This is a genomic window from Pantoea sp. (genome assembly GCF_039594315.1).
GTDB lineage: Bacteria > Pseudomonadota > Gammaproteobacteria > Enterobacterales > Enterobacteriaceae > Pantoea.
In genome coordinates this window covers 32,693-46,690 of record NZ_JBCNNP010000010.1, presented here as the reverse complement: position 1 = coordinate 46,690, position 13,998 = coordinate 32,693, and the positions used below count along the sequence as shown (strand labels likewise).

General features: G+C 55.5%; 12 protein-coding genes. 8 read left to right on the top strand and 4 right to left on the bottom strand.

The window, feature by feature from the left end; translation table 11 throughout:
* Window positions 1–3 precede the first annotated feature (3 nt).
* Window positions 4–1,125 carry an ROK family transcriptional regulator gene (locus tag ABDW13_RS09370; RefSeq protein ID WP_343552288.1) on the top strand — a complete coding sequence of 374 codons (1,122 nt, stop codon included), beginning with the start codon at window positions 4–6 and terminating at the stop codon, window positions 1,123–1,125.
* A gap of 198 nt (window positions 1,126–1,323) precedes the next feature.
* On the opposite strand, the gene ABDW13_RS09365 is transcribed toward ABDW13_RS09370, so the two are convergent.
* Window positions 1,324–2,415, bottom strand: coding sequence for an ABC transporter ATP-binding protein (locus ABDW13_RS09365; protein WP_343552285.1), 1,092 nt, complete (start codon window positions 2,413–2,415; stop codon window positions 1,324–1,326).
* A 13-nt stretch (window positions 2,416–2,428) separates the two neighbouring features.
* Window positions 2,429–3,028: a GNAT family N-acetyltransferase gene (locus tag ABDW13_RS09360; RefSeq protein ID WP_343552283.1), complete on the bottom strand. Its 600-nt coding sequence runs from the start codon at window positions 3,026–3,028 to the stop codon at window positions 2,429–2,431.
* Between the two features lie 531 nt (window positions 3,029–3,559).
* On the opposite strand from ABDW13_RS09360, the gene ABDW13_RS09355 reads away from it, so the two are divergent.
* Genes ABDW13_RS09355 through ABDW13_RS09345 form a run of 3 tightly spaced genes read left to right on the top strand, consistent with a single transcriptional unit; the run spans window position 3,560 to window position 6,639 of the window.
* Window positions 3,560–4,900: an extracellular solute-binding protein gene (locus ABDW13_RS09355; RefSeq protein WP_343552352.1), complete on the top strand. Its 1,341-nt coding sequence runs from the start codon at window positions 3,560–3,562 to the stop codon at window positions 4,898–4,900.
* 51 nt (window positions 4,901–4,951) lie between these two features.
* On the top strand, window positions 4,952–5,824 hold the full coding sequence (locus ABDW13_RS09350) for a sugar ABC transporter permease (protein WP_343552282.1): 873 nt from the start codon (window positions 4,952–4,954) through the stop codon (window positions 5,822–5,824).
* The gene (locus ABDW13_RS09345; protein WP_343552281.1) at window positions 5,824–6,639 is read left to right on the top strand and encodes a carbohydrate ABC transporter permease; all 816 of its coding nucleotides are present in this window, start codon (window positions 5,824–5,826) and stop codon (window positions 6,637–6,639) included. Before ABDW13_RS09350 ends, ABDW13_RS09345 begins: the two co-directional genes overlap by 1 nt.
* Window positions 6,640–6,759: 120 nt before the next feature.
* Here ABDW13_RS09345 and ABDW13_RS09340 read toward each other — a convergent pair whose 3' ends face one another.
* Entirely contained in the window at window positions 6,760–7,830 is a 1,071-nt protein-coding gene (locus tag ABDW13_RS09340) for a tartrate dehydrogenase (RefSeq protein WP_343552279.1), read from the bottom strand.
* Window positions 7,831–7,915: 85 nt separating this feature from the next.
* Between ABDW13_RS09340 and ABDW13_RS09335 the strand changes: the two genes are divergently transcribed.
* On the top strand, window positions 7,916–8,830 hold the full coding sequence (locus ABDW13_RS09335; protein ID WP_343552278.1) for a LysR family transcriptional regulator: 915 nt from the start codon (window positions 7,916–7,918) through the stop codon (window positions 8,828–8,830).
* Window positions 8,831–8,964: 134 nt separating this feature from the next.
* Here ABDW13_RS09335 and ABDW13_RS09330 read toward each other — a convergent pair whose 3' ends face one another.
* The gene (locus ABDW13_RS09330; RefSeq protein ID WP_343552277.1) at window positions 8,965–10,920 is read right to left on the bottom strand and encodes a sigma 54-interacting transcriptional regulator; all 1,956 of its coding nucleotides are present in this window, start codon (window positions 10,918–10,920) and stop codon (window positions 8,965–8,967) included.
* A 197-nt stretch (window positions 10,921–11,117) separates the two neighbouring features.
* Here ABDW13_RS09330 and ABDW13_RS09325 point away from each other — a divergent pair, with 197 nt between their 5' ends.
* The 3 genes from ABDW13_RS09325 to ABDW13_RS09315 all read left to right on the top strand — a co-directional run bounded on the left by ABDW13_RS09325 (window position 11,118) and on the right by ABDW13_RS09315 (window position 13,925).
* A complete protein-coding gene (locus ABDW13_RS09325) occupies window positions 11,118–12,140 on the top strand; it encodes a Gfo/Idh/MocA family oxidoreductase (protein WP_343552276.1) in 1,023 nt (340 codons plus the stop codon).
* Window positions 12,140–12,919, top strand: a complete 780-nt coding sequence (locus tag ABDW13_RS09320; protein ID WP_343552274.1) for a TIM barrel protein — start codon at window positions 12,140–12,142, stop codon at window positions 12,917–12,919. Before ABDW13_RS09325 ends, ABDW13_RS09320 begins: the two co-directional genes overlap by 1 nt.
* Window positions 12,920–13,010: 91 nt before the next feature.
* A complete protein-coding gene (locus ABDW13_RS09315; RefSeq protein WP_343552273.1) occupies window positions 13,011–13,925 on the top strand; it encodes a substrate-binding domain-containing protein in 915 nt (304 codons plus the stop codon).
* The last annotated feature ends 73 nt before the right edge of the window (window positions 13,926–13,998 follow it).

Genomic DNA, 13,998 nt, shown 5'->3' with positions numbered 1-13,998 from the left:
CTCATGAGCGCTCCCAACGTAACTGCACGCATTCTGCGGCTGATTGTCGAGAATGCGCCGATTAGTCAATCCGATCTCAAAGTTCGCAGCGGCCTGAGCATGTCGACGGTTTCGCAGGCCACCAATCGCCTGTTAACCGGCGGTATCGTGCAGGAGCTGGGGCTGCGTCGCGTCTCGATGGGGCGACCGAAAACCCTGCTGGGCCTCAATCCCGATCACGCCAGCGTGGTGGGCATTCAGCTCAATGCCGAGCGCAATTTGATGGTGTTAACCGATCTCAGCGGCAACATTATTGGCGAGCAACAAATCCCCTCTGGCGCAATGACGCCCAAACAACTCGGCGATGCGCTGGCGAAGTTTCTGCGTGGCGTCGAAGGCAAAAAAGTCGGCGCCATTGGCCTGGCGTTATCGGGTTTGGTCGATGCCAGCAACGGCGTTTGTGTGCTGTCACGCGCGCTGGGCTGGGATAACGTGCCGATTGCGCGGCTATTAGAAGAACGCTTTTCGCTGCCGGTATTTATCGAAAACGATGCCAATGCGCTGGCGATGGCGGCGCTGGTGTTTGGTCAGCTTGGCCACGCGCAGTCGGCGGTAATCGCCACCTTCGGCAAAGGCATTGGTGCGGGGATTTTGCTTGATCGTCAGCTGTATCGCGGCCGTCACGGTAAAGCCGGTGAGATCGGCGTTTCGCTGCTGGGCGATGGTTCTGAACGTTTGCTGGAGGATGTGGCATCGTCGCAGGCAATTTTGCAGCGTGTCGCCGCCACCGCCAAAGACGCCGCGCCACAAACGCTGCGCGATCTGGATATGCATCCAACCGCAGACGTATTGAGCGCGTTGGCTGAAGCCGGGCAACATCTGGGGATGTCGCTGGCGAATCTGTCGGTGGCGTACGATCCGGATGTGGTGTACCTGGCGATGGAGCCGCAAATGGCATCGCGCATTTTGCTCGATCACGTCACGCAAAGCTTTCAGACTTACCGCCTGAAGCTCACACCGCATATGACGCCGCTGCAATTCCTTACCGAATCGAATCGCATGTGGGCGCAAGGCGCTGCCGGATTTGCCGTGAATAAGTTATTGGATTTATTGGCCGCGCAGGCCGATGAAGAGATTGCGTCGTAAGAAATATCACAATCAATGCCCGCACCCTCCGTAGCGGCGCGATTTATCGCGTTGTTTGGATTTTGATCTTCTGAAGCACCAAACTCGCTGGGGGAATGCGCAATAAATTGCGCCGCTACGGTACGGTGCGATTTTTAATTGTTGAACAAACAACTCGCACATCATTGTAGCGGCGCGATTTATCGCGCTTTGCTAATCTCAACGCAAACGCAAACCCTGCTCATCAAACAACAAGCAACTCTCAGCCTTTAACTGATAACTCAGCTTCTCGCCAATCGCGTGCTCCGCCACGTTGCGCTCCTCAATCACTAACAGCTTCTCTTCGCCGATATCGAGATAGAGATAATTGGTGTGCCCCAGCATCTCGCTAAACGACAATTCGCCGTTGAAACTCAACGCGCCATCATTGCTTGTGACCGGCTGGAAGTGCTCCGGCCGTACACCAAGGGTAATTTTCTGTCCTTCCTGGCAGGTCGCGGTAATCGGCATTGTCAGCTGACTGATGCCCAGCGCAGGCACCCGCAACTGCACCGCACCGGGCACAATCGCTGCCACTTCGGCATTAAGGAAGTTCATCTTTGGCGAGCCAATAAATCCGGCGACAAACAGGTTATCGGGATCGCGATACAGCGCCATTGGCGCGCCAACCTGCTCAATGCGGCCCTGACGCAGCACCACGATGCGATCCGCCAGCGTCATCGCTTCCAACTGATCGTGCGTAACGTAAATCATGGTGTTACCCAATGACGCGTGCAGGCGTGCAATCTCAATACGCATCTGCAAACGCAGTTCGGCATCCAGATTCGATAGCGGCTCATCAAACAGGAATATGCGCGGATGGCGAATAATCGCGCGGCCAATTGCCACGCGTTGCCGCTGTCCACCCGAGAGCGCGCGCGGCAAGCGGTCGAGATATTCCGTGAGATGCAAACGTGCTGCGGTTTCCCTAATCGCTTGATCAATCTCCGCTTTCGGACGTTTCATCACTTCCAGCGGATAAGCCAGATTGCCGCGCACCGTCATATTGGGATAGAGCGCATAGGACTGAAACACCATCGCAATGCCGCGCTCGGTAGCCGGTTGCTCAGTCATGTCCGCGCCTTCAATCAACAGCTTGCCGCCACTGATCTCTTCCAGCCCGGCAATCATGCGCAATAGCGTCGATTTACCGCAGCCGGATGGGCCAACAAATACCACGAATTCACCGCTGTTGATGGTGAGATCGATGCCGTGAATCACATTCACGTTCTCATAGGACTTCTTAACGTTTTGCAGATGCAGGCTGGTCATGCGATGCCTCGAATCAGAGAAGTTGGCCCATATAAATGGCGTTGCTGCGCATAATCGGCGTGAAGCCGAGGCGCTGATAGAAGCCACACACCTGCTCGTTTTGCAGGCTAACACCGAGGTAAACGCCCGGTACGCCAGCCGCACGCAAATCATGCAGCAACTGCTCAATCAGTTTGCGTCCCCAGCCACCTTGTTGTGCGGCGGGCAGCAGATTGATATGCAGATGCGCCGGCCACTGCGTCACCAACTGCTCAGCGGCGGCATCGGGCTGATGAATCGCCTCCAGCACTTTACTGTCGAGCGGTGCTTGCGGCGTGTAATCGCGATATTGCTGTTGCAGGCGCGGCCACCACTCCACATCCAGTTGTGCTTCAAACGCGCGAGTATCCGGCGCGGCCACCGCATAGCCGACCACTTCACCATGCTGTTCCAGCACATAAGCAAACTCAGGCGCAAAGCGCGCGTAAGGAATGACAAAGCGCAGGCCTGGCAACGCGGGATCGGAATAGAGCGCGCTGGCATCGGTTCCGGCATTGGCCGTTTCTAAGCAGATGCGCGACAACGCGGGATAATCCGCTGCGCTGGCACGACGAATAACACCTTCAGCCGTCATGGTGGAGCCTCTGTGGTCAGGAGATGAACAGATTTTACGGTAAAGAAAGCCGACTTAGTTTTCAAGGTGTAATAATAGAGCTGGCGCACAAACCTGGTGTGAACCCCAATAACAAATGATGATTCTGGAGCGGGATCGCAACTCTGCAACGCCCGCCAGCGCGGCCTATCGCGCTTTGTTATGCTGTGCATCCTTGGCCTGGCGTAAATAACTATAGGATTTTCATATGCTCTATCAGTGAGTTAAATCACCAACGTTGGCTGAGTGATTTATGCTGATACCTAGCGATTTCATTTCTGGACGCGCTGCTTTGCGCGCTGTTCCGCAGAATGCTCTGCTATTACAGCCGCTTTTTCGCTGACTCTTTGCACTGTATCACAGAGCAAAAATTCCACAGTGGCGATGTTTGACTTTCTTTTGTTCATAAAGTAAGTATGAATTATGTGCGTTGTTGCTGCTGAATCAACCTGCCGGGAATCGCAGGTGTCGAGATGAAGGGATGCCAGTCATCTGTTGGAGAAACCGAGCATGATGTGTGATTCAACCAATCGTCGTTCCCGTTTGAAAAGTTCGCTGCATACCTTGTCGCGTCTGGTTTCCGCCGGGATTTTGCTCGGTGCAACTGTGGGTGCCGCGCAGGCGGTCACGCTCAATGAGTGGGATATTTATAACTATCCGCAACAGACCGAAGCGGTAGATGAAGCGGTAAAAGCCTTCCAGCAAAAGAATCCGAACATCACCATTCAGCGTTCGGTGCACTCCTTCGAAGATACCCGCATTCCACTGAAACTGGCCTTGACCGCCGGTGATGGCCCGCAGATTGCGCAGGTCAACCAGGGCGGTGGCGATATGGGATCGCTGGTGAAAGACAAACTGCTGTGGCCATTAGACGATTATGCCAAAACCTACGGCTGGACCACGCGCTTCCCGGACTCGATCCTGAAACGTAACCGTTGGTCAGATAAACAAGATTTCGGCAGCGGCAAGCTGTATGGCGTCGCCAGCCTCGGTGAGATGGTCGGTTTGTATTACAACAAAGCGCTATTGGACAAAGCCGGTGTGGCGGTACCCAAAACCTTGCCTGAACTCGAAGCGGCGATGGAAAAACTTAAAGCCGCCGGAACACCGCCGATGATGCTTGGTTTGCTCGACGGCAACATGGGTCAGCAACTGTTGAGCACCTTGTGGGAAGCGCAGATTGAAAGCAGCGACCGTAAAAAACTCGATGATTTGATTTACGACGTTGGCGGCACCTTCAAAGACGACAAACTGGTTAAAGCCGCCAGTATGATGAAAAGCTGGAATGACAAAGGCTATTTATTCCCGGGCTATCAAGGCATTGGTCATGATGATGCCGCCACCTTATTCCAGAATGGTCAGGCCGCCTTCCTGGTGAGTGGAACCTGGTATCTCGGTCAGTTCAAAGATAATAAAGATCTGCACTTCGCGGCGATGCCAGCGGGCGAAGGCGTGCAGCATCCGCTGATGGTTGGTGGCACCGACCTGGCGTTCTCGATTACCAGCACCGCGAAAGACAAAGCGCAGCAGGATGCAGCGGCCAAATTTATCGATTACATCGTCTCGGATGAGATGGCTAACCGTTGGCTGAAAGTCGGCTTCCTGCCGGCGGGCACCAGTAAAAATGCGCAGATCCCCGCGGATAATCCGCTGCTGTCTGAAGCCTATCAAGTGTGGGTAACGCTCAACGAGCATGATGGTCTTGGCCATTACCTTGATTGGGCCACGCCAACCATGAACGCCGAGCTGAATCAAAACGTCCAGCTGTTGCTGGCGGGACGCCAAAGCGCCGAGCAGATCGTCGCCAACTTTGATAGCAACTATCAACGCTACCTGAAAACCCTCAAGCACTGATGACGTTCGGCTCGGCGTACTCCGTCGAGCCGCGAACAAGCGAGTACGGTTATGTTGAATAAATCTGCCTGGCGCAACGCGCTGTATCTTCTGCCCGCGCTGCTGGTGTATGCGGTGTTTTTGCTGTTGCCGCTGCTGGCATCGTTAGGGATCAGCTTCACCGAATGGGATGGCACTTCGTGGCCAATCTTTATCGGCATTGGCAACTATTTGCGCATGTTCCAGGATCCGGTGTTCTGGGTCGCGCTGGGCAATAACGCTTTGTTGATGTTGTTCTACACGCTGTTTCCGATTGGCGTGGGTCTGCTGCTGTGCAGCTTCTTGTATGAAACGCGCAATAACAAAGAGCGCAGCGTGCTGCGTATTCTCTTCTTCTTACCGTACATCATGCCAATGGCGGTGCTCGGCGTGGTATGGCGCTGGCTGTATAACCCGGCGTTTGGCCCGATTGATCAGGTGTTGCGCGCCATTGGTTTGCCGCAGCTGGCGCTGTCCTGGTTGGGTGATTTTACCTGGGCGTTGCCGGCGGTGGGATTGGTGGCAACCTGGTATTTCTTCGGCTTCTGCTTAGTGTTGTTTATGGCCGGTTTGCAACGCATGGATCCCTCGTTGCTGGAAGCTGCCGATTTGGATGGATCGTCACGCCGACAAAAATTCATGCGTATCACGCTGCCCTCGTTACGTCCGGAATTGCGCATTGCGCTGCTGCTGACAGTGATCGCCAGCCTGAAAGCCTTCGACTTAGTCTACGTGATGACACAAGGTGGGCCGGGCACTTCCACCATGGTGACCAACATCTTCATGTATAAGCAGGGCTTTGACTTGCACTACTTTGGCTACGCATCGGCTGTGGCGGTATTCAGCATGCTGATTGTGTTGCTGATCAACGCACTAATTCACTTTGCGATTCGGGAGCGTCACTGATGCGCGGTACGCCAACTGTTTCACGCGCGCTGATTTGGATTGTGGCGCTGATGACCATTTTGCCGTTTTTAATGGCGTTGATGACCTCCTTCAAAACCCAGATGGAGCTGTTTCAGGGCGTGTTTACCTTGCCTTCATCGTTTAACGTTAAGAACTACATCACCGCGTGGCAGCAGGGACATTTCAACGTCTACTTCATGAACTCGGTGCTGGTGGTGATTCCGGTGGTGATTTGCAGCATCCTGCTCGGCATTCTGGCGGGATTTGGTTTCGCCTGGCTGAAGATTCCCGGCAAGAAAGTTGTAGCGGCGCTGCTGGGGCTTGGCATGGTGCTGCCGAGCGAAGCCTTTATTATTCCGCTCTATCACGAGTTGAGCTGGATGGGGCTGACCAATACCTATCTGGCGCTAATTCTGCCACAAATAGCGTTGTCACTGCCGTTTACCACGCTGATGATCGCCACCGCCTTGCAACAAGTGCCGCGCGAGTTGGTGGAAGCGGCGGTGATGGATGGATCGTCGCGGCGTAAAATTCTGTGGGGGATTCTGGTGCCAGCGATTTGGCCGACGCTGTCAACGCTGGCGCTGTTGCTGTTTATCTGGACGTGGAACGAGTTCCTTATCCCGCTGATTTTGGTCAACAAAGATGAGCTGCGCACCTTGCCAATTGGCATGATGTTCTTCCAGAACAAAAACACCATTGATATTCCGGTGCTGATGGCAGGGGCGATGATCGTCATTATGCCGCTGGTGGCGGTGTTCCTGATTTTCCAGCGCAAGTTTATTAGCGGCGTCACCGAAGGCGCGGTGAAGTAAGATCGGCACAATTCACATCTATCGCAAATACCGTAGCGGCGCGATTTATCGCGCTCTGTTACAGCGACATCGCTGCTAAACAACGCGATAAATCGCGCCGCTACGAGATTGTGCAATTGGTTACAACGCAGCGGCGATTGCCGCTCCCAACTCTTCAGTTGATGCATTGCCACCCAAATCCCGCGTCAGGTTATTGCCCGCCGCCAGCGTGCGCTCAATCGCATCCAGCACCGCCGCGCCCGCGTCGGCATAACCCAAATGTTCCAGCATCATCGCGCCACACCAAATCTGCCCAATTGGGTTAGCCACGACTTTGCCCGCGATATCTGGCGCGGAGCCGTGCACCGGTTCGAACAGGCTAGGGAATTTGCCTTCCGGGTTGATATTGGCAGACGGCGCAATGCCGATGGTGCCGGTACAAGCCGGGCCGAGATCCGAGAGAATATCGCCAAACAGGTTGCTGGCGACCACCACATCAAACCAATCCGGATGTAGCACGAAGTTCGCCGTCAGAATATCAATATGATATTTATCGACTTTCACTTCAGGATAGCTCGGCGCCATCGCTTCTACGCGGCTGTCCCAATACGGCATGGTGATGGCGATGCCGTTGGATTTGGTGGCTGACGTCAGATGTTTTTTCGGCCGTTTCTGCGCCAAATCGTAGGCAAATTTCAGGATGCGATCGACGCCAACCCGCGTCATCACCGTTTCCTGAATCACCACTTCGCGCTCGGTGCCGGGGAACATCGTGCCGCCCACCGACGAGTATTCGCCTTCGGTATTTTCACGCACCACGTAGAAATCGATATCGCCTGGCTGGCGATTGGCCAGCGGTGCTTTCACGCCCGGCATCAATCGCACCGGACGCAGGTTAACGTACTGATCAAATTCGCGCCGGAATTGCAGCAACGATCCCCACAGCGACACATGATCCGGCACCACGTCCGGCCAGCCCACCGCGCCAAAATAGATGGCATCGAACTGGCTCAGTGTGGCGAACCAATCATCCGGCAGCATTTTGCCGTGCTGCTGCCAATATTCGGCGCTGGCGAAATCAAACCACTGCCACTCCAGCGCAATATCAAATTTCTTCGCTGCCACATCCATCACGCGGATGCCTTCTGGCATCACTTCTTTGCCAATGCCATCGCCAGGGATGACGGCGATTTTGTAGGTTTTGCCGCTCATAGGGTTTCTCGCAGGTTGCTGTTGATGTTCTGTACGCAGTATAACCATGCATCTGTGGGAAATAATTAGCCTGAGCGATAAGCCAATGTTGAATAAAAGTAGAGAATCGCGCACCTCAACCGATGACCTCGCGTTCTTTGTACGCGTCGCGGCGCTCGACAGTTTAACCGCGGCGGCTCGCGAGCTGGGCTTGTCGTTACCGGCGGTGAGTAAGCGCTTGAGCCAACTGGAGCTGCGCCTAGGCGTGCAGTTATTGAAGCGCACCACGCGGCGGTTGGAGTTGACGCCGGAGGGCAAACGTTATCTGGATGGCGCGCGTCCGCTGCTGGATCAACTGGCGGAGTTGGAAGAATCGGTCAGCAGCCAAACGGCGGTGCTGCGCGGTGCACTCAATATCAATGCGTCGTTTGGTTTTGGTCGTCGGCATGTCGCGCCTTGTGTGTCGCGTTTTGCTGCGTTGCATCCTGAATTAGCCATCAGCTTGCAGCTCAGCAGCCAGCCGCTAAATTTTCTCGATGCGCGCGTGGATATTGATATCCGCGTTGGTGAGCCGCCGGATGCGCGACTGATTGCGCGCAAGCTGCGCACCAATCCACGCGTGCTCTGTTGCTCACCGGATTACGCCGCGCGCCACGGTTTGCCCAACAGCGTTGCCGCACTGGCGCAGCACAACTGCATTTTGCTGCGGCAGTTTGACAGCGATTTCGCGTTGTGGCGTTTAGGCGATGGCGAGCAACAGCTGACGCAAAAGGTGCGCGGCAATTTAATTACCAACGATGGCGAAGTGGCGATGCAGATGGCGCTGGATGGGCACGGCATTCTGCTGCGTTCGTGGTGGGATGCGCAGTACAGCATTAAGCGTGGCGAATTGATTCATGTGCTGCCGGAGTGGAGCTCGGCTGACGGCGATATTTTTGCGGTTTGGCAACCGCAGCGACAACCACTGGCGCGCATCAGTGCGTTTGTTGAGTTCTTGCAAGCGGAATTCCCCTCACCCTAACCCTAACCCTCATCCCGCACGCGGGAGAGGGGACGGATCGGTGATGTCATTAATATTGCAAGCTACTTCAAACTCGCTCGGACAGCCCCCTCGCCCATTTATGGGAGAGGGCTGGGGTGAGGGACAAGCCGCACCTATCCCTTACGCAACCCCGCCACATCCACCTGCCATTGATTAAGTTTGTTATACAGCGCCGTACGGGAAATCCCCAGCAGCTGTGCAGACTGACGCAAATTGCCTTTTTGCTCGCGCACCACTTGCAGCACATGCTGGCGCTCATTGGCCTGCAACGAGGTCATTTCTGTGACAACAGGCACGCTGCGCTGCACCATCTCTTCCGGCAAATCGTGGCGATCAATCTCCAATCCTTCACACAAATTCACCATGCGCTCGACCAGATTCTCCAACTCGCGTACGTTGCCCGGCCAGTGCCAGGCTTGTAAACACACCATCGCTTCCGGCGATAGTTGCGGCGCAATGCGTTTTAACCGCGTGCACAGCGCCTGAATAAAGGTATTCACCAAACCGGGAATATCCTCCTGACGTTCGCGCAATGGCGGGATTTCCAGTGAAATGACATTCAGGCGATAGTAAAGGTCGCGGCGAAACGCGCCTTTCTCCACCGCATCAAGCAAGTTGCAATGCGTCGCAGCGATAATGCGTACGTTAACCTTGAGCGGATGCGCCGCGCCGATGCGTACCACTTCGCTCTCCTGCAGCACGCGCAGCAGGCTGGTTTGTGCTTCCAGCGGCATCTCGCCAATTTCGTCGAGGAACAAAGTGCCGCCATCGGCCAATTCAAATTTTCCCGCTGAACCACCGCGCCGCGATCCAGTAAATGCGCCATCGACATAACCAAACAGTTCGCTTTGCACTAAATCACGCGGCAATGCGCCACAGTTCAGCGCGATAAACGGCTCTTGTTGACGCGGGCTGGCGTTGTGGATCGCCTGCGCAAACAGCTCTTTACCGGTGCCGCTTTCGCCGCTCAACAACACGGTGCTGTCGCTGCGGCTGCTGGCGCGCGCTTTTTGAATCGCTTGCTGCACGCGCGGTGCGTGGCCGCGAATCATCTCAAAGGTGTAACTGGCGCTCACGCCCATCACCCGCCGGGTAATGGCGCGAATGCGTTGATTCTCTCGTAGCGACAGCACGCGACCACCGTCGGGCGCGGGCATCAGTGAAATCAGACAAGAGAGGGGATTGATGCCATCGGGGATAAATTGCAGTTCGCGGTCATTGCAGAACGGCATGGTTAGCAAAGATCCACCTTGCGGTTGCAGCAGCACATCGATCGGTCCGGCGTTGGGATCGAGACCGCTGAAGATCTGCCGCGCATAGCGATTCAGGGTTTTGATCCTGCCGTGGCGATCGCAAACGATCACGCCTTCATTCAAGGTTTCGAGGATCGATTGCTGTTCGGCCAGCAAACGACGCAGCATCAACTGCTGTCCCACGGCTTCGGCCGCCGCCTGTACGGTGCCGAGCGTGTGCGCATTAAAATTGTCAGGCGTGGCGGTGAGCGTCAACACGCCCAGCAGCTGGCCGTTGGCGTCGCGCACCGGTGCAGCAGCACATTGATAATGGCGCTTGCGCAGATCGAGCTTCCAGTTCTCGCCGCTCAGCACGTACACCAGCCGCTGCTCAATCAGGCAGCGCGCGGTGCAGTTGGTGCCCAACACATCTTCACGCAGGATGCTGCCGACTGGCGTCAGATCCGCGCCGCAGAAATGCAGCGTCACGCCGTTGGCATCGGTCAAATTGATGTGACCGTCCGGGTTATACGCCAGCAAGTTTTCCATGATGCTACGCGCCGCAAGGATCAGTTCAGCATTGTGCTCAAGGATCGCTGCCAGCTCATCAGCAGGCGGGGAAATATAGGAGAAGGTGGCGGGATCGATAGCGCGCTGATGCGATCGCTGCCACGACTGCAAAATACTGGGCCGCATCCAACCCGGTTGTTCACCGCGCTCAAAGCTGTGCCAGCCTTGCCACAACAAGGTATCCCATTCACCGACCTCCGCGCTGTCCGGCAAGCTGAAGATCGGATCGCTTTCATCTTTAAACGGCAAACGCTCAATGACACGCATGTGACACTCCTGACCAGACTGGAATGTCCATTTTATTGACATGTGAAGTTGACATGTAAATTTTGTTGCCAGTTTGTGAGCTGTATCTGTGTGAGCCTTCACAAATTTGCGCCCATTCCAGTTGGCATCGCCTTTGCACTAGTAGCTGCACATCCCAGCGCTCGAATGAGCATATCCAAAACAATAAGGAATAGGTCATGACATTTCATCACAAGCCCGTTCGCGTCGGCCTGATTGGCGCAGGACGCATGGGCAGCTTCCACGCCGAAAATCTCGCTTATCGTGTGCCGGGCGCGGTGCTGGCGGCCGTTGCCGATCCGCTGCCGGGCGCGGCAGAAGCGCTGACCAACAAACTTGGCGTGGCGGCGAAAGCTTATAGCGATCTGCATGCGCTGTTGCAGGATGCTGAAATCGATGCGGTGGCGATTGCCGCGCCAGCACGCACTCACGCCGAATGGGTGATCGCTGCGGCCAACGCCGGCAAGCATGTGTTCTGCGAAAAGCCGATGGCGGTAACGCTAGCGGATGCCGATCGCGCGATTGCTGCCGCCAAAGCCGCTGGTGTGGTGCTGCAAGTCGGTTTTAACCGGCGCTTTGATTCCGGCTTTGCTGCCGCGATCGCCGCGGTGAAAGCCGGTGAAAATGGCACTACGCAATTAAGCCGATCGCTGACGCGCGATCCGGGCCTGCACGATCCTTCGCGCATTCCGCAATGGACCATCTTCCTTGAAACGCTGATCCACGATTTCGATACGCTGCTGCACTTCAATCCCGGCGCTAAACCGGTAGAAATCTACGCGCTGGCCGATGCGCTGGTGCGCCCGGATTTCAAAGACCAAGGTTTGCTGGATACCTCGGTGGTTACCATCCGTTTTGATAACGGCGCGATTGCGACTGCCGAAGCCAACTTCCAGGCGGTGTACGGCTACGACGTGCGCGGCGAAGTGTTTGGCAGCAAAGGCATGTTGTTAGCAGGCCACATCAACGCCAATCACTGCGTGCGTTATCACCAGGATGGCATCGCCATCGAAACGTCACGCATGGATTCCGATCTGTTGCGCGAAGCCTATGTCGCGGAGATGGCCGAGTTTGCGCGCTGCATCCGCAGTGGCGAAACGCCGCGCGCCACCGGCGAAGATGCGCGCAACGCGCTGGAAATCGCTGTGGCCTGTATCGAATCGGTACAACAGCAAAAACCGATCAAACTGGGAGCGCGCTAATGGCCGGTTATCAACTATCAATTTGTGCCGAAATGGTGTTTCTCGATTTACCGTTTATTGAGCGCGTGAAGCGTATTGATGAATTGGGCTTTGGCGTCGAAATCTGGGGCTGGGCCAACAAGGATATTGATGCGCTAGCGGCGACCGGCGCGCGTTTCACCTCGATGACCGGCTATCTCAGCGGCAATTTGACCGACGACGACCAAATCCAGCAGTTATTGCAAAGTGCCGAAGCCTCGCTGGCGATTGCCGAACGACTCAATTGCCCAGCATTGAATCTGCACGGCACCGGACTGGATGACAAAGGTTTGCCGGTTAAGCCAGTTGAAGTGGTGACTGGCGCTATGTGGCTGAAGGCGGTGGATACGCTGCGCAAAGTGGCGCAGTTGGGCGAACGCGCAGGACGCGTGTTCACGCTGGAGAATCTTAACCTGCCGGTTGATCACCCCGGCACGCCGTTCGCGCTGGCCGCCGATACGTTAGCGCTGGTGGAAGCGGTGAACAGCCCGGCGTTGAAGATGAATCTTGACCTGTATCACGCGCAGATCGGTGAAGGCAATTTGATCGCACTGATTCGTCGCTGCGGTTCTGCGATAGGCGAAATCCAGGTGGCAGATGTGCCGGGACGTCAGCAGCCCGGCACCGGTGAAATCAACTATTACGCTATCGCCCGTGCGCTTCAGGAAGTGGGCTATCAAGGCACGGTGGCAATGGAGGGCTGGGCCAGCGGGGAAAGCAGTGCCGCGCTCAAGCAGTTCCGCGAGCACTTTGCCTTGTAAGTGTTGCACCGCCGGGTATTTGCCTGTTGCCCGGCGCTAAATAAGCTGTTGAATAAAAATATAAAACCTCAAACCCTACAGGATTTAACTTATGAAACTCAGAAACGTGATGCTGTGTGCCTGCTCGCTGCTGCTCAGTTTGAGCGTCAGCGCCAAAACCTTCACCGTCGGCGTGGCGCTGGCTAACTTCGACCTCAACTTTGTGTCGATTCTGCGCACCCAAATGCAGGAAGAACTCAAAGCCAATCAGCTCAACAGCCAGTTTGTTGATGCGAAGGGGGATGTGGCACTGCAAGTGCAGCAAGTGGATGATTTTATTAACCAGGGCGTCGATGCCATCATTCTCAATCCGGTGGATACCCAAGGCGTGTTGCCGATGATCACCGCAGCGAAAAACGCCAATATCCCGCTGATTTTCGTTAACCGTAAGCCGGAAGTGAAGCTGCCAGCGGATATGGCGTATGTCGGTTCCGATTCAGCGCTGGGCGGTGAAATGCAGATGGAAGCGCTGGCGAAGAAGATGAACTACAAAGGTAACGTGGCGATTCTAATGGGCGCGCTCTCCAACGAAGAAGCGCGCGAACGTACCCGCGCGGTGGAAGCGGTGATCGCCAAATACAAAGATATGAAGGTGATTGAGAAGCAAAGCGCCAAATGGCAGCGTAACGAAGCGGTGGATGTGGTTTCAAGCTGGCTGCTGAATCAGCGTCCAATTGACGCTATCGCTGCCAACAACGATGAGATGGCGATTGGTGCGATCATGGCGCTGAGCCAGGCGAAGAACGAGAAGATTTTGGTCGCCGGTATCGACGGCACGCCAGATGGTCAGCAGTTTGTGAAGAACGGCAAGATGACGCTAACCATTTTCCAGGATGCTAAAGGCCAGGCAACCGGCGCGGTGAAAGTCACCAAAGCGCTGCTGGATAAGCAGAAAGTGCAGGAGTTTAACTGGGTGCCGTATCAAACCATCACGCCAGAGAATTACGCGCAGTTCGCGGCGAAGTAAGCTTTTCCCCTCACCCTAACCCTCTCCCACAAGTGGGAGAGGGGACCGATCTACCCTCATTTTCATTCCATTT

What these genes read in the sequence shown, in the direction of transcription:
- ABDW13_RS09345 (WP_343552281.1), top strand. Translation starts at nt 5,824, where the DNA reads ATGCGCGGTACGCCAACTGTTTCACGCGCGCTGATTTGGATTGTGGCG.
- ABDW13_RS09335 (WP_343552278.1), top strand. Translation starts at nt 7,916, where the DNA reads ATGTTGAATAAAAGTAGAGAATCGCGCACCTCAACCGATGACCTCGCG.
- ABDW13_RS09365 (WP_343552285.1), bottom strand. Translation starts at nt 2,415, where the DNA reads ATGACCAGCCTGCATCTGCAAAACGTTAAGAAGTCCTATGAGAACGTG.
- ABDW13_RS09320 (WP_343552274.1), top strand. Translation starts at nt 12,140, where the DNA reads ATGGCCGGTTATCAACTATCAATTTGTGCCGAAATGGTGTTTCTCGAT.
- ABDW13_RS09340 (WP_343552279.1), bottom strand. Translation starts at nt 7,830, where the DNA reads ATGAGCGGCAAAACCTACAAAATCGCCGTCATCCCTGGCGATGGCATT.
- ABDW13_RS09370 (WP_343552288.1), top strand. Translation starts at nt 4, where the DNA reads ATGAGCGCTCCCAACGTAACTGCACGCATTCTGCGGCTGATTGTCGAG.
- ABDW13_RS09315 (WP_343552273.1), top strand. Translation starts at nt 13,011, where the DNA reads ATGAAACTCAGAAACGTGATGCTGTGTGCCTGCTCGCTGCTGCTCAGT.
- ABDW13_RS09325 (WP_343552276.1), top strand. Translation starts at nt 11,118, where the DNA reads ATGACATTTCATCACAAGCCCGTTCGCGTCGGCCTGATTGGCGCAGGA.
- ABDW13_RS09360 (WP_343552283.1), bottom strand. Translation starts at nt 3,028, where the DNA reads ATGACGGCTGAAGGTGTTATTCGTCGTGCCAGCGCAGCGGATTATCCC.
- ABDW13_RS09350 (WP_343552282.1), top strand. Translation starts at nt 4,952, where the DNA reads ATGTTGAATAAATCTGCCTGGCGCAACGCGCTGTATCTTCTGCCCGCG.
- ABDW13_RS09330 (WP_343552277.1), bottom strand. Translation starts at nt 10,920, where the DNA reads ATGCGTGTCATTGAGCGTTTGCCGTTTAAAGATGAAAGCGATCCGATC.
- ABDW13_RS09355 (WP_343552352.1), top strand. Translation starts at nt 3,560, where the DNA reads ATGTGTGATTCAACCAATCGTCGTTCCCGTTTGAAAAGTTCGCTGCAT.